Annotated in this window: 15 protein-coding genes; 7 read left to right on the plus strand and 8 right to left on the minus strand. The window is 37.3% G+C overall.

Translation table 11 applies throughout. From position 1 onward, the window contains the following. Positions 1–68: 68 nt before the first annotated feature. The 5 genes from HW423_RS05055 to HW423_RS05075 all read right to left on the minus strand — a co-directional run bounded on the left by HW423_RS05055 (position 69) and on the right by HW423_RS05075 (position 4,249). Positions 69–1,070 carry a uroporphyrinogen decarboxylase family protein gene (locus HW423_RS05055; protein WP_218930852.1) on the minus strand — a complete coding sequence of 334 codons (1,002 nt, stop codon included), beginning with the start codon at positions 1,068–1,070 and terminating at the stop codon, positions 69–71. Positions 1,071–1,072: 2 nt separating this feature from the next. Further along, positions 1,073–1,786: an amino acid ABC transporter permease gene (locus tag HW423_RS05060; RefSeq protein WP_218930853.1), complete on the minus strand. Its 714-nt coding sequence runs from the start codon at positions 1,784–1,786 to the stop codon at positions 1,073–1,075. 14 nt (positions 1,787–1,800) lie between these two features. Next, a complete protein-coding gene (locus HW423_RS05065) occupies positions 1,801–2,484 on the minus strand; it encodes an amino acid ABC transporter permease (protein ID WP_218930854.1) in 684 nt (227 codons plus the stop codon). 147 nt (positions 2,485–2,631) lie between these two features. Beyond that, complete coding sequence (locus HW423_RS05070; protein WP_218930855.1) at positions 2,632–3,480, minus strand: transporter substrate-binding domain-containing protein; 849 nt, start codon at positions 3,478–3,480, stop codon at positions 2,632–2,634. Between the two features lie 13 nt (positions 3,481–3,493). Beyond that, positions 3,494–4,249, minus strand: coding sequence for an amino acid ABC transporter ATP-binding protein (locus tag HW423_RS05075; RefSeq protein ID WP_218930856.1), 756 nt, complete (start codon positions 4,247–4,249; stop codon positions 3,494–3,496). Positions 4,250–4,531: 282 nt separating this feature from the next. Here HW423_RS05075 and HW423_RS05080 point away from each other — a divergent pair, with 282 nt between their 5' ends. The 3 genes from HW423_RS05080 to HW423_RS05090 all read left to right on the plus strand — a co-directional run bounded on the left by HW423_RS05080 (position 4,532) and on the right by HW423_RS05090 (position 8,521). Then, positions 4,532–5,449 (plus strand): ATP-dependent 6-phosphofructokinase, encoded by a 918-nt coding sequence (locus HW423_RS05080; RefSeq protein ID WP_218930857.1) that lies wholly within the window; start codon positions 4,532–4,534, stop codon positions 5,447–5,449. Between the two features lie 23 nt (positions 5,450–5,472). Beyond that, positions 5,473–7,473: a transketolase gene (gene tkt / locus HW423_RS05085; RefSeq protein ID WP_218930858.1), complete on the plus strand. Its 2,001-nt coding sequence runs from the start codon at positions 5,473–5,475 to the stop codon at positions 7,471–7,473. A 103-nt stretch (positions 7,474–7,576) separates the two neighbouring features. Continuing rightward, entirely contained in the window at positions 7,577–8,521 is a 945-nt protein-coding gene (locus HW423_RS05090) for a sugar-binding transcriptional regulator (RefSeq protein WP_218930859.1), read from the plus strand. A 210-nt stretch (positions 8,522–8,731) separates the two neighbouring features. On the opposite strand, the gene HW423_RS05095 is transcribed toward HW423_RS05090, so the two are convergent. The 3 genes from HW423_RS05095 to HW423_RS05105 form a co-directional block, all read right to left on the minus strand. Next, positions 8,732–9,100 carry a hypothetical protein gene (locus HW423_RS05095; protein WP_218930860.1) on the minus strand — a complete coding sequence of 123 codons (369 nt, stop codon included), beginning with the start codon at positions 9,098–9,100 and terminating at the stop codon, positions 8,732–8,734. A 373-nt stretch (positions 9,101–9,473) separates the two neighbouring features. Continuing rightward, on the minus strand, positions 9,474–10,502 hold the full coding sequence (locus HW423_RS05100) for an aldose epimerase family protein (protein ID WP_218930861.1): 1,029 nt from the start codon (positions 10,500–10,502) through the stop codon (positions 9,474–9,476). Between the two features lie 30 nt (positions 10,503–10,532). Continuing rightward, positions 10,533–11,090: a sugar O-acetyltransferase gene (locus HW423_RS05105; protein ID WP_218930862.1), complete on the minus strand. Its 558-nt coding sequence runs from the start codon at positions 11,088–11,090 to the stop codon at positions 10,533–10,535. Between the two features lie 306 nt (positions 11,091–11,396). Between HW423_RS05105 and HW423_RS05110 the strand changes: the two genes are divergently transcribed. From HW423_RS05110 to HW423_RS05125, 4 genes are all read left to right on the plus strand, one after another. Beyond that, positions 11,397–12,578, plus strand: a complete 1,182-nt coding sequence (locus HW423_RS05110; RefSeq protein ID WP_218930863.1) for a galactokinase — start codon at positions 11,397–11,399, stop codon at positions 12,576–12,578. Between the two features lie 20 nt (positions 12,579–12,598). Next, a complete protein-coding gene (gene galT / locus HW423_RS05115) occupies positions 12,599–14,116 on the plus strand; it encodes a UDP-glucose--hexose-1-phosphate uridylyltransferase (protein ID WP_218930864.1) in 1,518 nt (505 codons plus the stop codon). Then, positions 14,113–15,102, plus strand: a complete 990-nt coding sequence (gene galE, locus HW423_RS05120; RefSeq protein ID WP_218930865.1) for a UDP-glucose 4-epimerase GalE — start codon at positions 14,113–14,115, stop codon at positions 15,100–15,102. The genes galT and galE overlap by 4 nt, the downstream gene beginning before the upstream one ends. Positions 15,103–15,388: 286 nt before the next feature. Next, positions 15,389–17,557 (plus strand): alpha-galactosidase, encoded by a 2,169-nt coding sequence (locus HW423_RS05125; protein WP_218930866.1) that lies wholly within the window; start codon positions 15,389–15,391, stop codon positions 17,555–17,557. Positions 17,558–17,604 lie beyond the last annotated feature (47 nt).

Below are 17,604 nucleotides of genomic sequence, written 5' to 3' on the forward strand. Positions count from 1 at the left end.
TTTGTTGAAATCTCGTGACCTCATAAACAAGAAAAAACCGTCCTCGAAAGGACGGTTTAATTATTGACTTACTTATTTAATAACGCTTCAGTTTCGATTTTTACTTTCTTTAAATAACGAATTGTATCTTCTTCAAAAGGATGTCTTATCCCACACCCAGGTGTAAGAATTAAGTGCTTTCCACCAGACTCTGTAATTGAACGGTAAATTTGATGACGAAGAGGGTTTCGATTATTCTGTGTAATATCCATACGTGCAATGCCGCCCATGACACATTTGTTAGTATAATCAATACCTTCTTTTAACTCCGGTAAACTTTCCCACACATGCCAGTTAAACACTTGAACGGGATAATCTTTAACCAGGCCGAACATAATATCATCACCATGTGCATGAATTGCGTTAAACCAACCGTCACGAGCACCTTCCAACACTTGTAAGTCATAAGGCACACCATATTCAGCGTATATTTCTTCACTCACTTTGTCATAAGAGCTCATTTGCGATGCGAAGTAAACACCGGCTGCACCTAACTCAATGGCTTTATGTGCCAACGCAGCTGTTGATTTAGCAATTTTATCCAGTGCTTGGTGAATGGAACCATGTTCATCTTGTTTAAGGTGGTTAATCAGTTGCCCTTTAGCTAATTTATCTGCTGTTGTTAAGGGACTAAAAACCGTCACAATCACCGGTGCTTCACCGTCCACTAATTTCAGTAAGTGTTCAAGGTGGTCAAGTTCTCTTTGTAGGGCTGACGCGGTTTCTAACTCTAACAATGGTAAGTTTGACCAGTCTTCATAGGCATTAATCGGTGTTTTAACCACTTTAGCCACCCCACCTTTAGCCACTTCAGAAAAGTCAATCTCCGTATTATAATCCTCAACCGCGTACATACCATTATTCATCGTTTTAATAAAATCTAAATCATACTGTTTAAAAAGATCATATGTCGCTTGAGCGACTTCTTTGGGTGAGCGATCAATCTCTGGTAAATGTGTCCAGAAGGAAAAGGGGATTGAACTCTGCTTTTCACCACTCATCGCTAACTTTATACGGTCAAATTTATTCAACATTACACTCCTTGTCTACGTGTTTCACCAAATTGTAATTTCAATTCAACACGGTTAAATATCATTTGTAAAACGCCACAGATTAACCAGTAAACTAAAGCTGCCGCAATATAAGATTCTAAATAACGATAACTTAATGCCGCTGCATAACGAGCTTGAGCCAGAATATCTACCACACCAACAGTAAAGGCAAGCGACAGACCTTTAATATTTTTCAAAAAGGCATTGAGAAACAAAGGAATCGCCACACTTAATACTTGTGGAATAATAATGCGACGTAAGTTCTGACGACGTGTCATCCCGATTGATTGACCAGCCTCAATTTGACGGGGATCAATGGACTGAAATGCCCCTCGGATATTCTCCGATTCAATCGCAGCTTCAAGTAATGAGAAGGTCGTAATAACAATAATTAAACTCGGAAAATCATGTGGTTGCACTGTGACCCCAAAGATTGCCAGTAAGGAACTACTTGCTTGAGGTAAACTGTACATCATCACGAATAAATGAACGATTAACGGCACCCCGCGCATATAAGAGACAAATAGACGAACGAGTGGTGTAATAACCGGTACAGGCTTCATCTTTAATTGAGCGAAGACAGCCCCTAATAAAATACCAATCACTAACACCACAGCAGCAATTCCAAAAGTCCGCGGTACAGCCCGCATGACAACCCAAATAGTATCAATCATAACTTGTATATCAAAATTCAATGTGCTCGACCTCCTTATCTTTGATAGTAGCGACTATAACGCTTCTCGAGGAAATTCAATCCGAATACGAGAAGTGAAGACAGCGCCCAATAAATTAACGCTATCGCAATATACACTTCAAGTTGATAAACTCCGTAAGTGTTTGCGATAATAATATCTGCTTGTCCCATTATATCGACTAAACCGATTAAGAACAGTAACGACGTATCTTTTAACAAATCAATTAACGCATTTCCTAAACTTGGTAATGCAATCGGTAATACTTGTGGGAAAATGATGCGACGATGTTTTTGCCAACTTGTCATCCCAACACTAATCGCCGCTTCGTGTTGTTCTCTAGATACGGCCATGTAACTTGGACGTAAAATCTCAGAAACGAAGGCGCCGTTATAAAGAACAAGTGCCACGATTGAGAAAGTAACCCGACTAATTGAATTAATATTTAAACCAAAGCCTGAAAGTAGCACAGGTAAACCGTAGTAAACGATAAAAATATGTATAATTCCCGGAGTACTACGCATAAACGAGGCATAAACAGCAAACAATTGGCTGATAACCGGAATTTGTTTAATCCGAACCGCTGCAACAACTATTGCTAATAAGAAACCAAAGACTGCTGCAATGACCATGATATAAATAGTTAAAGGGAGTGTTTTAATTAATGTGGGTAAGATGTCAATAATAAAACTAAAATCCATCTCATTCCCTCCTTTTTTAATGTAGAGTTTTTACTAGTGTACCATTATTTATAAAAAGCCTCATGAAAACTGATTAAATTACCAAAACAAAAGGTGTTGCGTGTACGACTAACGTACAAACAACACCGTGGCAAGTCCAATAAACTATTATTCAGTTAATTCATAATCAAACATGTTCTCTCCATACCACTTCTCAGATAGCTCAGCTAAAGTACCATCTTCTTTTAATTGCGCTATGGCTTCATCTAATTTTTCTTTCATAGCTTCTTGATCTTGCGCTAATACAAAGTATGTAGGATTTACTTGAACAGGCTCATCGGCAGTTGAAACATTTAATTCTAAATCAGTAATCATATCATCAGCCCCTAAGTTAGAAGGCATAACTACCGCATCTGATACACCATCGTGTAAGGCTTGGAAACGTTGTGCGAAGTTACCCGCTTCCCCTAATTGAATATCAATTTGATTGTCAGGGTTCTCTTCATTATATGAAGTCAACAGATTAAAGATACCACCATTTGGAGTTACCGGATGAACTGTTACACCAACTAAATCATCTAGAGTTTGAATTGAATCATCATCGGCACGTTTGTAAATTTCAATGGTACTGACACCCGTATGTTCTTCAGGGAATAAATAAAGTTCCTCACGCTCTTCGTTTTTGTATAAACCGCCACCGATAAGTGCATATTTACCAGTATCTAAACCAACTTGAGTGGCTTCAGCACTCACGCTTTCAATGGTTAAGTTGTAACCATCGATCACTTCATTGATGGCATTGATTACATCAACTTCATAACCATCTAATTCACCATCATTGTTAGTAAAACTCAATGGGTTCGAAGCATTTTCAACAGCCACAGTTACTTCAATTGTCTCGCCTTCAGCAGCAGGTTCATTTTGAGCTGAAGATTCTTCAGTTACGCCATTCCCGCTACCACATGCAACGAGGATGAACGCACTCAGTGCAAGTACTAATGTTTTAAAATATTTCATTATTATTCTCCTTTTATTCACTTTCAGTTTTGAAAGGATTTTCTAAATCTTGTAAGAAACGTTGTGTACGTTCTTCTTTTGGATGATTAAAAATTTGTTCTGGCGAACCTTGTTCGACGATATGTCCATTTTCCATAAATACGACATGATTTGAAACATATTTAGCAAAATTCATTTCGTGAGTAGCAATCACCATGGTCATCCCAGTTTTAGCAACTTCCTGAAGTACTCTTAATACTTCCGCAGAACGCTCAGGGTCTAATGAAGAAGTTGGCTCATCGAGTAACATCACTTGAGGTTCCAAAGCCATTGCGCGTGCAATTCCAATCCGTTGTTGTTGACCTCCAGATAATTGCATAGGGTAGTTATCGAATTTATCACCTAAGCCGACCGCTTCAATTTGTGCTTTTGCTATCGCTTCAGCTTCTTTTTTAGATTTATTTTGAACAGTGACTAGACCTTCCATTACATTTTCTAAAATCGTTTTGTTCCGGAATAAGTTATAACTTTGAAACACCATCGCTGTTTTTCTTCTTAATTGGATAATATCTTTTTCACTTGCTGTTTGACAATCAACAGTCAGTCCATCAATGGTTACTTTCCCTTGATCAGCTTGTTCTAAGAAATTAATCGAGCGAAGTAGGGTTGTTTTTCCTGTCCCACTTGGCCCTATTAAAGCCACGACATCACCTTGGTTGACTGTTAAATCGATTCCTTTTAAGACCTTATTGTCTCCGAATGTCTTTTCAATACCTTCAACTACTAACATTGCCTACCTCCTAACTCGGGCATAACCCAAGCATATCAATGTTCAATTATATGTTATTTGAAGGGAATTGTATACTGAATAGACCTAAATACTGGTATTGGGTAGAGGCGAATGGTCTGTTTTTGGCATTCGACACAAAAGGTAGCAAATGCTTTACTTTTATGTGAAAGCGTTGTACAATAGTGTTGAATCTGTGATATTATTGTTTCTAATGAAACCTTTGATTAATCAGAATCTTAAGTTTTGTTTTACTATATGTTTTAAAGAATTTAGGAGAATCAGATGAAGCGTATTGGTGTACTAACAAGTGGGGGCGATGCTCCAGGAATGAATGCAGCCATTAACGGGATCGTTGATGAAGCGCGCAAACATAACATCGAAGTTCGTGGTTATCTAGAGGGGTATGCTGGTTTAATCGCGAATGATTATATTGAATTGACACCTGAAGTTGTAAAACCACATCATCATGTGGGCGGAACTTTCTTAGGTACGTCAAGGTCGGAAGAATTCAAAAAAGCCGAGGTTCAAGCTGGAGTTGCTAAGCAATTAAAGCAAGATAATGTAGATGGACTAGTTGTCATTGGTGGAGATGGGTCATATCATGGTGCTTATAGTTTATCGAAACTAGGTATACAAACCATTGGGATTCCTGGAACGATTGATAATGATATTCCACTTACAGAATTAACTTTAGGCTTTAAAACTGCCATTCGAAATGTTGTTGAAACGGTTGATATTATCATGCAATCTGCGTCAAGCCATAAACATCTCTATGGTATTGAAGTGATGGGACGTAGAGCAGGGGACCTAGCGAGATGGACCGGTCGTGCGCTAGACGCAGATGGTATCATTGCTGAACCAGGAGATTTTGATGTGAATCTAGTAAAAGAAACCATCGAAAAATCCCAAGCTATGAATAAGCGATATCAGTTATTCATCATTGCAGAAGGTGTCATGTCAGCTCAAGAGTTTAAAGAAGTTGTCGAACGTGAGACAGGATATCCAATTCATCCATTATTACTTGGTCATATCCAACGAGGTGGAAATCCAGTTGCCGAGGATCGGATTTTAGGTTTAGATTTTGGAGAACACGCAGTTGCTTTGTTAAGAGAAGGAAAGACGGAGCGTTGCACAGCGGTTATAGATAATAAAGTAACAGATGTAAGTTTTGAAGAAACATTCGCATTAATAGAAAAATAAAAATAATTCTTTGGAGGAATATAATGTTTAACGAAAAAGATTTAGTAGCGGTAAATACATTACGTGCTTTAAGTGTGGAACAAGTTGAGAAGGCAAATTCTGGTCACCCTGGTTTACCAATGGGTGCGGCTCCAATGGCCTATGCTTTATGGGCAGGTCATTTAAATGTGAACCCAGAGTTATCTGATTGGCCAAACCGAGACCGTTTCGTGTTATCTGCAGGTCATGGTTCAGCTTTACTTTACAGTTTATTACATATGAGTGGTTTTGATGTAACGATTGATGACTTAAAAGACTTCCGTCAATTAAACGGTCGCACACCAGGGCATCCTGAATACCGTCATACAGATGGCGTTGAAGCAACAACCGGTCCTTTAGGACAAGGAATTGCACAAGCTGTAGGGATGGCAATGGCAGAGCAACATACTGCAGCTGTCTACAATACAGATGAGCATCAAGTTATTGATCACTACACTTATACATTAGTTGGTGACGGGGACTTAATGGAAGGAATTAGTTACGAAGCGATTTCTTACGCTGGTCGTCAACAATTAGATAAATTAATCGTATTATACGATTCAAACGATATCTCATTAGATGGTGACTTAGACAAAGCCTTCAATGAAGATATTAAAGGACGTTTTGAATCAGCGAACTGGAACTACTTACGTGTGGAAGATGGAAATAACTTAGACGATATCTCAAACGCGATTCAAAAAGCAAAAGAAAACAAAGGAAAACCAACTTTAATCGAGATTAAAACAATCATTGGTTACGGTTCACCACAACAAGGAACAGCAAATACACATGGTAACCCATTAGGTGCTGACAACTGGACAGCAACACGTGAAGTTTATGGATGGACTCATGAAGCGTTTGATGTGCCAACAGAAGCACAAGAATTATTCGATGAAAAAGTAAAAAATCGTGGTAAAGAAGCTTATAATGCATGGTTAGAAGTATTCAATGCCTATAAAGAAGCTAATCCAGAGAAAGCTAAAGCCTTTGAACAAGGATTCAACGGACATCTTGCAGAAGACTATGCCGCTAACTTAGAATATAAAGGTACAGACGCTAACGCTGAAGCAAGTCGTGCTTCGAGTGGTGCTGCTATTCAAGGTCTTGCTGAGAAAGTACCTTTCCTATGGGGTGGATCAGCTGACTTATCAGGATCTAACAAAACGATGATCGATTCAGACGCGGATTTCATGCCAGAAAACCGTGCAGGAAGAAACATTTGGTTCGGTGTGCGTGAATTCGCGATGGCAGCCATGATGAACGGGATTGCTTTACACGGTGGAACTAAAGTATACGCTGGAACGTTCTTCGTATTCACGGACTACTTAAAGGCAGCAGTACGACTATCAGCACTATCTAACTTACCAGTAACTTATGTCATGACACACGACTCTGTAGCAGTAGGGGAAGATGGTCCAACTCATGAGCCAATCGAACACTTAGCAGCGTTCCGTGCAATGCCTAACCTAAACTTAATTCGACCAGCCGATGTGAATGAGACATATGCTGCATGGAAAGTAGCAGTTGAATCAGAAGACCGTCCAACAATGTTAGTTCTATCACGTCAAAACTTACCAGTTCTTGAAGGATCTAAGGAATTAGCTGAAGAAGGCGTTCGTAAAGGTGGTTATGTCATCTCACCAAGTGAAGGTGAAACACCCGAAGGTATCTTAATCGCTACTGGTTCTGAAGTTAGCTTAGCTGTAGAAGCACAAGCAAAATTAAAAGAACAAGGTGTTGATGTATCTGTTGTATCATTACCAGCTCAAAACTTATTCGATGAGCAATCAGCAGAATACAAAGAAAGTGTTCTACCTAAAGCCGTACGTAACCGTATGTCCATCGAAATGGGCTCAACATTTGGTTGGGAACGTTACATTGGTTTAGACGGGGTAGCTCTAGGTATTGACCGTTTTGGTGCATCAGGTCCAGGCAACGAAGTAATTGAATACTTTGGCTTTACTGCGGATAATGTGGCAGCTAAGTATACTGAAGCGTTTAAATAATTGATAAAATTAGTTAGAAAAACAGTTAATTTATATTCATCCATCAAAGTAGATAGTATTAAAGCTTACTACTTTGATGGGTTTTATTATGTGAGGGGAAAATATGGAGAAAATCGGTGAAAATGAAATTGTGAAAATTGCGACGATGTACTATGAAGAAGGAATGACTCAATCAGAAATCGCCCGCAAAAGAGGGGTATCCAGATCCTTAATCTCCAAAATTATCGTCGAAGCAAAAAGAGATGGTATTGTAGAAATCGTCATCAATAGTAGCAGTGTTTACACTGCTAAATTAGAACGTGAATTAGAGGAAAAATATCAATTAAAAAATGCCATCGTCATTGATACTTTTAACTTAAATAAGGATGAGATAAAAAAAATTGCCAGCCAACAAGCAGGCCTATACTTGAAGAAAATAGCACCTCAATATAAGAAGATTGGGTTATCTTGGGGGAATTCCTTACGCGGATTAGTGGATTCATTTCCTTATACTAATCATCAAGAAGCAACAATTCTTCCTTTAATCGGGGGGTTAAGTGATGATTACTTTGATATCCAATCGAACCAATTGAGCTATGATCTAGCACGAAAGATGCGTGCAAAAGCTAAATATCTCTACTCACCGGCCTTGGTCTCGAACCCTTTGATCCGAGAAGAATTAAGTAATAATAATGCCATTCAAAGTATTCTCGAGGCAGGAAAAGAAGTTGACCTTGCGTTGATTGGTATCTCAAGTCTCGATCAAGAGAGTAATATGAGACGACTTGGCTTTTTAAGTGAAGAAGATGTCGTTGATCTAAGAAGGCATAATGCAGTTGGAGTTATTAACTCACGTTTCTATGATAGTGAGGGGAATGAAACAGCGAATGATATTAACAAGAAAGTTATTGGGCTAAACTTGGAAGATATGAAGAAGATTCCTGATGTGATGACGGTTGTGTATGGTGATCAGAAGGTCGATGCGATACGGGTGGCGCTTGAAAGTGGCCTGTTAAATATTATCGTGACGACAGATACGATTGCGGAAGGGGTGTTGGGGGCTAATTGAGTATATATTATAATATTTAATCATAACGTTAGGTACGTAGCTTGAGGAAAAGCACCTTTATTACTTCATTTATAACCAAGAAACTAAGATCATGTCTTGATGTATAGTCTATGATTTTTATTAAAGATAAAGTAAAATATATTAAAAGACGGATAAACATTGTCTTGATAATGTCTATCCGTCTTTTTGTGTACTTTTAAAATAAGTATTTTAGTGAGTTTTTAACTGAAATTCCTGATTCTGTATTTCCACTATATCTGAAACACCTATTTCTTTGAAAAAACTTATAATATTATCTTCACTTACATTCTCTGGAAATCTAAAAGTAAAGAAGGCCCCACTTCTGTATCCTCGTTTACGTCTCGATTCACTACCTTTTGAGTAAAAAGACAAGAAAATATTTTTGTTGTTTAAAGAAAACATCTCAATCTTTTCATATTTACTATTGGAACCATCTAAAATACCAAAGCGAGCGACACCATCTTTTGTTAATCCTTCTGGGAGGAGTCCGTAAGTAATAATCAGAATCGACACGGAGAATAAAATCGTTAAGAACTTAAACTCATTGGTCCAAAACATTACTATAACGCCAATGGAGATTAGCAGACTTAAAATTGCTTTGATTTTACTGAATTGTGTTTTTATAATAATATTTCTAGAATTCATTACTTGAAGAATAATAAAAATAACAATTAGTAGTGGTCCTAAGAAATTGTCTAACATCAATCTGAATATGAAATTATTAGATTGAAAGACCTTATGGAAAATAATAACGTACCATATCGCCTGATTGGTAAAGAGCATTATGCTTTACTAGACGGAGAACAAGTCTTAGGAAAAGCGTTGCAATTGATGAAATAAGTAAAATTAAAAGGAGTTAGCTAATAGTGAGATAACCCCCAGAAGTTAGGCTTAATAATCTACCTTCTGGGGGCTCTTACTCTTACTCCTTCTAATAAACTAACCTATAAGTCGTTGTGCTTTCAAAAGGGGTGTCTTTTCTTAGTATATCATTACCAAAGCCTGCATGATTAATGGCATCGGGTATAGTTTGGGTCTCGAGTGTGATGGCAGCGTATGGTTGTAATTCTTCGCCCCAGATTTTCATAGGAGGCTCAACAACGTTATGGGTGTACACAACCACAGCATCACGATCTGTAGATACTTCAATGTGGCGTTGAAGTTCAGGTACTGACAGTACAATCGGTGTTTTCGAAGCGCCATGATTTATCACAAAAGGATGATCAAAGCCATTTTTTAATTTAACTTGGTCATCTACCATATTGAATAAGTCTCCAATTAGCTTCCCTTCACGAACATCAAAGGCTGTTCCCTCTACTGAGCTTAATTCCCCAACAGGGGTGCCATCCACTTTAACAGGCACGTAAGTATCGGCATCAATCTTGAGTTTATGGTTCAAGATTGTCTGAGCGTGAGAACCATTCAAGTTAAAGTACACGTGGTTCGTTGGGTTGAATAAGGTATCTTTGTCTGAAGTTGCCTTAAAGGTCACTGACCAACTATTATCGACAGAATATGTATGAATTACTTGTGCCTTTAAGTTTCCTGGGAAGCCATTTTCACCATCTTGATCTAAGAGGCTAAAGATAATTTGAATAGACTCTTCTTTATCATTGATCTCATAGTCCCAACGCTTTAAGTCAAAGCCGTTAGGTCCACCATGAAGGTGATTCTCACTTTCGTTTAACGGTAGTTGATAGTCGGTGCCATCAATAGAGAATGAGCCAGCACTGATTCTTCCAGCGATGCGACCAATTGAAGCACCGTAATAGTAGCCTTCACCTAATTGAGCATCTTGTGAGTTATCAAAACCCAAGATTAAGTTGTCTGAACCAAGTAGCCATTGATTAATTCGAGCACCCAAATTAGTGAATGAGATAGTAACATCCTTATTATTAATTTGGATCAAGTCATAGTCGATACCATTGAGTGTGCCATATGGAATAATTGAATATTTCATCGTATTAAATCTCCTCTTTCTATCTTATAATTAAATATCTTTGACAATTTTACACGGTGTTCCAAATGCGAGGACATTCTCTGGAATATCCTTCGTAACGATACTTCCTGCGCCAATAACACTGTTCTCTCCGATAGTTACTCCTGGAAAGATTGTTACATTAGCCCCAATCCAAACATTTTTGCCAACCATGACCGGTCGATTGAACTGAGCATGGCTAAGGCGTTCTTTAGGATCGATAGGATGTGAAGCGGTAATGATGGTGACATTTGGTCCAATCATCGTGTTATCACCAATCTCTACGTGAGTGTCGTCGACAAGGGTCAAGCTAAAGTTAATATAGACACCATCACCAATATAAGTATTCTTGCCCCAATTCGCATGAAGCGGTGGCTCAATGTAAGAATTTTCTCCTATACTTCCTAATAACTTCGATAATATTAAAGATTTTTCTTGAGTTTTACTTGGTAAGGTATGGTTGAACTGGAATAATAAGTCACGGTATTTGGCTTGTTCTTGTAATGTTTCTTGATTTTCGGTATATACTTCTCCCGAGTGCATCTTTTCGTAAATTTCATTTGTATTCATAAAAGAGTCCTTTCTGTTTTAGATATTGATCCAAGTTACCTAAAATGTATCATTATTTAGATTGTATTTTTAAGTCTAAGTTCTTATTATACTTTGTTTCAAATTAAAAATACTGTTATATAAGCATTTCGAACTATTATTTGTGAAAACAAAAAATAAAAACACTTAAAAATTAATGATGATAATATGGATAGATGTGTTATAATTTTAATTGAAAACGTTTAACTTAACAAGAGGGGATAATTCTTTTTAGTAATTTATTCTAAAGAGGGTGTCGCAAGGTAAGTATATACATGGAGGTAGTTTATGAATAAAGAAATGATTAACAAGCTTGAAGGACGCTTTGAGGAAGTGTTTAATGTTCAATCAACAGCTCAATATTTTTCGCCGGGGCGTGTTAATTTAATAGGAGAACACGTCGATTATAATGGTGGGCATGTATTGCCATGTGCGATTACACAAGGAACCATTGGATTAGTTAAACTGCGTGATGATAAAACAGTCAATTGTCTATCAGAAAACTTTGAGGACTTGGGTGTTATATCTTTTAATCTAGATGAAGAAATCGTCTTCGAAAAAGTTGATAATTGGGTAAATTATGTCAAAGGTGTAATTAAATATCTCAAAGAAGCAGGACATTCAATAGATCAAGGTTTTGACTTATTAATTTTTGGTGATATTCCTAATGGAGCGGGACTTTCTTCATCTGCATCATTAGAGTTATTAATCGGTGTGCTACTGGAAGGTGAATTCAACTTAGACCTAGAGCGCATTGATCTCATTAAGACGGGTCAAAAAGTTGAAAATGAGTTCATCGGATTGAACACTGGAATTATGGATCAGTTTGCAATTGGAATGGGGCAAGCAGATAACGCTATTTACTTAGATGTCAACACGTTGGAGTATACTTTAGTGCCTGCTGATTTTGGGGATAATGTAATTTTAATTATGAATACAAACAAACGTCGTGAACTTGCTGAATCCAAATACAATCAACGTCGTTCTGAATGTGAAGCAGCTTTAAAAGAGTTACAGACGAAGTTAGACATTCACACCTTAGGCGATTTATCAAACGAGGAATTTGATGCGAATCAAGCGCTAATTTCGCAAGAAAACTTATTAAAACGAGCACGTCATGCAGTCTATGAAAATACAAGAACGCAACAAGCGGTTGAACTATTAAGAGCGAATCAACTCGAAGAGTTTGGGGATTTATTGAATCAATCTCATATTAGCTTGCGAGATGATTATGATGTAACCGGCAAAGAATTAGATGCCTTAGTGCAAGCAGCCTGGAATCAAACAGGGGTACTCGGAGCGCGCATGACAGGCGCTGGTATGGGAGGTTGTGCAATTGCTTTAATCAACAAAGACAAAGTCAATGATGCTATCGAGAAAATTGGCCAACAATACAAGGATCTGATTGGCTATGAAGCGAGTTTTTATGTAGCTGAAGTTGGCGATGGTGCCAAAAAATTACAAGTATAGCTATTTGGAGGAGGAATATTGTGAGTTTAACTATTCAAAAAACAATTCACCAGTTTGTTGATCTGGCAATTCAAACCAAAGCACTCAATGAATTAGATCGAAATTATACTGTTAATCGCTTATTGGCCATTTTAAAGTTAAAAGAAGCTGGCGAGTTTGTAGCTTCTGACGAAACAACGTCGTTACTTGATTATATGGACTTAATGATTCAATATGCCAAAGACACACATATTATTGATGACACACAAGCTGATACAGAGATGTTTGAAGCATCTATTATGGACTTAATTACGCCTTTACCATCAGAAGTTAATCGTATATTTTGGGAGGAATATCGAGAAAGTCCCTCAGCTGCGACCGATTATTTTTATGATTTATCTCAACGGAATGATTACATTAAGACTAGAAATATTGCGAAGAATATTATTTTTACAGGGCAAAGCGACTATGGTGACTTAGAAGTAACGATTAATCTATCGAAGCCCGAAAAAGACCCTAAAGAAATTGCGAAAGCCGCAAAACAAGTCAGTGTCAATTATCCTAAGTGTGTTCTATGTATCGAGAATGAAGGTTATGAAGGTCATGCTAATCACGCAGCCCGTCAAAATCATCGTATTATTCGCATTAAATTAGACCAAGAAACCTTTGGTTTTCAATATTCACCTTATGTTTACTACAATGAGCATTCAATTTTTTTGAATGAGACGCACAAGCCGATGGTTGTTGATCGTAGATGTTTTAGAAATATATTAGATATCGTTGAAATCTTACCGCATTATTTTGTAGGGTCAAATGCTGATCTTCCGCGTGTTGGAGGCTCCATCTTAGCCCATGATCATTATCAAGGTGGACGTCATGTGTTTCCAATGGAAAAAGCAGCTAGTTATAAGCAGGTTCAATTAGAGCGATTCAATCGCATTGAGGCGGAATTAGTTCATTGGCCAATGTCTGTGATTCGGTTAAAAAGTCAAGATATCGAAGAATTAGTTGAGGCATCAACCTTTATCTTGGATCAATGGATTGATTATTCAGATGAAACCTTAGATATTATTGCCTACACAGGTGAAGAGCGACATAATACAATCACCCCCATTGCACGGTTTAAAGATGGAAAGTATGAAATGGATCTTGTATTGCGAAATAATCGTGTGAGTGAGGAGTTTCCTGACGGTATCTTCCATCCACATAAAGATGTTCATCATATTAAAAAGGAAAATATCGGTCTGATCGAAGTTATGGGACTAGCCGTATTACCACCACGATTAGTGGATGAATTAGAGACTGTTAAAAAGTATTTATTAAAACAAATATCCTTAGATGAAGTCACACCTATTCACCGAGCGTGGGCAGAAGAGATTGCGAATAGAACGAATACGATTACTGAAGCGAATATTCAAGCAGTGATTGAAAAGAATGTGACCTTGAAATTCCAACGCGTATTAGAAGATGCGGGTGTATTCAAACAGACAGACGAAGGTCGTTTAGGATTCTTGCGTTTTATCAAAGTATTAAATAAAAGTAGAGGTGGAAATGCATGAATGTATTGGTGATTGGCGGAGCGGGCTATATTGGTTCGCATGCTGTGAATAAGCTTATTAAAAAAGGGTATGCAGTGAGTGTATTAGATAATCTTGTTACTGGGCACCTTGATGCCGTTGATGAAAAGGCTACATTTTATCAAGGTGATATACGAGACAAAGCGAAGTTGAATGAAATAATTCAGGAAGAAAAAATAGAAGCTATTTTTCACTTTGCGGCGAGTTCGCTGGTTGGTGAATCGGTTGAAAAACCACTTAAATACTTCAATAATAATGTGGTTGGAATGGAAGTATTACTAGAAGCGATGATGGAAAATGACGTCAAGAAAATCATCTTCTCTTCAACTGCTGCTGTGTACGGTGAAGTTGAAACGGATTTGATTACAGAAAATGAACTCAAAAACCCAACCAGCCCTTATGGTGAAAGTAAATTAATGATGGAGCGGATGATTCAGTGGTGTGATACAGCATATGGTATTAAGTTTGTTTCATTGCGTTATTTTAATGTTGCCGGTGCTTTAAGTACCGGTGAAATTGGTGAAGACCATGACCCTGAGACACATTTAATCCCAATTGTACTACAAGCAGCTTTAGGTCAACGCGAGGCAATTACTATCTTTGGTGATGATTATGCAACACCGGATGGAACCTGTATTCGTGACTACGTCCACGTCGAGGATTTAATTGATGCTCATATTCTCGCACTAGAGTACTTAAATAATCACACAACGAGTCAAATATTTAACTTAGGTAGTAGTACGGGTTACTCTGTGAAAGAAATTGTTGAAGCAGCACGTAAAGTGACAGGTAAAGAGATTCCCGCTATGATAGGAGAACGTCGAGCTGGAGATCCAGCTAAATTAGTTGCAGCGAGCGATAAAGCACGAGAAGTCCTTGGTTGGCAACCGACGTATGAGAGAATTGAAGATATTATCCAAACTGCTTGGAAATGGCATGAAGCGAACCCGGATGGGTATAAGAAATAATAATCATTGCAACTTATTAGGATAAGTTGCAATTTTTTAATTATGGAATGCAAAAGTAAGCGCTTTTGTATTGATTTTAGCTATTCAATATTTGCATAACATTTTGAAGAAACACACCTGGACAGACCATGCTTATAATATGGGAAAAGTGCTAATACTCAAAATAAAAACGATTACCTCAGCAAATCCATATAGTTAACATTAGGATTTTAAGAAGATTTTATTGTAAAATTGACTTATCATTTTAATTTCTAGTCAGTTTAATTAGGTATAAAGGAGATTTAATATGGCGATTTATAAAAAAGAAAATTTGTTTTATATTCACTCTAAAGATATGTCAATTATCTTAGAACAAAGAGGGGATTATTTATTTCAAAAGTACATTGGCAGACGAATTGATAAGTATAATTATTCAAATGCTATCATCGAAAGAGACCATTCATTCTCAGCAAATCCGACTCAAGACAATCGAGATTTTTCAATGGATACTACTAGACAAGTGGTCGGTGTAACTGGATTAGGAGATACGAGACAACCATCAATTCGTATTCAACATAGTAATAATGAGCTACTGCATTTCAAATATGTAGGGTATTCGATTGAAAAAGGAATAGTAGAATCTGAGAAGTTACCTAACCCGTACTCCCGACAGGATGATGAAGAGACATTAATCATTAACTTAATAGATAAAGTGGCTAATATTCGTTTGAATGTATATTATACCGTATATACGGGTACGAATACGATCACAACTTTTACTGAGGTTATTAACTTAGGCAATGAAAGCATTACAATCCATGAACAAATGAGTGTCATGCTGGATTTACCTAAACAAGAATACAAAGTAAAAAGTTTCCAAGGTGCATATGCTCGTGAAAAAACAGTTCGTGAGATAATCCTTGATCAAGGTATCTTCCAAGTTAGCTCCAATAGAGGTGCATCAGGTCATAGTCATACACCTTCTATTATAATGAGTGATATTGATACAAGTGAGGACTATGGTAATGCGTTATCTATTCAATTAATGTATAGCGGTAATTTCAAAATTATAGTACAACAAAGTCAATTGGGTGAAGTTAGATTATTAGCTGGATTGAACTCTGAAAACTTTATGTGGGAACTTGAAGAAGGTAAAACATTTAATTCACCTGTAGCAGTAATAAATTTCTCAGACCAAGGTTTTACAGGGTTAACTCACGAAAGTCAGTTGTTTGTAAAAAATCATATCATACCTAAAAAATATTCGAATAAAATTCGTCCAATATTAGTTAATAATTGGGAAGCGACTTATTTTGACTTTACAAAGAATAAATTAATCGAATTAGCTAAAAAGGCAAAAGAAACCGGTATAGAACTGTTTGTATTAGATGATGGTTGGTTCGGTAACAGGAGTGATGATCGAAGGGCATTGGGAGATTGGGTTGTGAATGAATCAAAATTAGGCGGGTCTTTGGAAGAGTTGATCACTGAAATCAAATCTATGGGCTTGCAGTTTGGAATTTGGGTAGAACCAGAAATGATATCAGAAGAAAGTGATCTATATAGAGCTCACCCTGAGTGGGTTATCCAAGCACCGGATCGCCCACACACGTATTCAAGAAGTCAGTTAGTGTTGGACTTATCTAAGGATGAGGTTGCTGAATATATTAAGAAAATGCTAGATAGCTTACTAGCCAATCATGATATTGATTATATTAAATGGGATATGAATAGGAATATAACCAATCTAGGTAATGGGTCAACTTATAGTGAGACCATGAGACAATCTCATCAATATATAGTGAATCTGTATGAGATTGTGGACTATGTTACGAAGAAATATCCGAATGTATTATTTGAAAGCTGTTCGGGTGGGGGTGGAAGAAATGATCTAGGAATGATGCGTTACTTCCCGCAAGTTTGGGCAAGTGATAATACGGATGCTATCGATCGGCTTGCTATTCAATATGGATCAAGTTATCTATATCCTACGATATCGATGGGAGCGCACGTATCCGTTGCTCCTAACCATCAAGTCAATCGTGTGACACCGTTAGAGACAAGGGGCGATGTTGCGATGATGGGTAATTTAGGGTACGAATTAGACCTAACGCAACTATCAATTGAAGAAATTGACATTGTTAAAGAACAAGTAGAGCGCTATAAAACAATTCGCGAGACTATACAGTTAGGTAAACAATATCGTTTAATAAATCCTGATAATCATTCAAATGAGACAGCAGTCGAGTTTGTCTCTGATCATCAAGTAGTTGTGACATATGTACGTATACTGTCAATGATTGAGCAAATGGAAACAACAGTTAAGCTAAAGGGACTTGACCCAGATAAGTTTTATAAACTAGAAAATGATGGTGAAGTTTATTCTGGATCAGAATTAATGTATGCAGGTTTAACAATGTACTTACCTGCAGGTGATTTTCTAAGTAAACAGTTAATTCTAAATATTGTGGAATAATATATCAAAGAAACAGAAGCTAAATGTAGCTTCTGTTTCTTTATTAA

This window comes from Ruoffia halotolerans (genome assembly GCF_014049385.1).
In the GTDB taxonomy this organism is placed as follows: domain Bacteria; phylum Bacillota; class Bacilli; order Lactobacillales; family Aerococcaceae; genus Ruoffia; species Ruoffia halotolerans.

What these genes read in the sequence shown, in the direction of transcription:
- HW423_RS05065 (WP_218930854.1), bottom strand. Translation starts at nt 2,484, where the DNA reads ATGGATTTTAGTTTTATTATTGACATCTTACCCACATTAATTAAAACA.
- HW423_RS05070 (WP_218930855.1), bottom strand. Translation starts at nt 3,480, where the DNA reads ATGAAATATTTTAAAACATTAGTACTTGCACTGAGTGCGTTCATCCTC.
- HW423_RS05075 (WP_218930856.1), bottom strand. Translation starts at nt 4,249, where the DNA reads ATGTTAGTAGTTGAAGGTATTGAAAAGACATTCGGAGACAATAAGGTC.
- HW423_RS05080 (WP_218930857.1), top strand. Translation starts at nt 4,532, where the DNA reads ATGAAGCGTATTGGTGTACTAACAAGTGGGGGCGATGCTCCAGGAATG.
- tkt (WP_218930858.1), top strand. Translation starts at nt 5,473, where the DNA reads ATGTTTAACGAAAAAGATTTAGTAGCGGTAAATACATTACGTGCTTTA.
- HW423_RS05090 (WP_218930859.1), top strand. Translation starts at nt 7,577, where the DNA reads ATGGAGAAAATCGGTGAAAATGAAATTGTGAAAATTGCGACGATGTAC.
- HW423_RS05095 (WP_218930860.1), bottom strand. Translation starts at nt 9,100, where the DNA reads ATGTTTTGGACCAATGAGTTTAAGTTCTTAACGATTTTATTCTCCGTG.
- HW423_RS05100 (WP_218930861.1), bottom strand. Translation starts at nt 10,502, where the DNA reads ATGAAATATTCAATTATTCCATATGGCACACTCAATGGTATCGACTAT.
- HW423_RS05105 (WP_218930862.1), bottom strand. Translation starts at nt 11,090, where the DNA reads ATGAATACAAATGAAATTTACGAAAAGATGCACTCGGGAGAAGTATAT.
- HW423_RS05110 (WP_218930863.1), top strand. Translation starts at nt 11,397, where the DNA reads ATGAATAAAGAAATGATTAACAAGCTTGAAGGACGCTTTGAGGAAGTG.
- galE (WP_218930865.1), top strand. Translation starts at nt 14,113, where the DNA reads ATGAATGTATTGGTGATTGGCGGAGCGGGCTATATTGGTTCGCATGCT.
- HW423_RS05125 (WP_218930866.1), top strand. Translation starts at nt 15,389, where the DNA reads ATGGCGATTTATAAAAAAGAAAATTTGTTTTATATTCACTCTAAAGAT.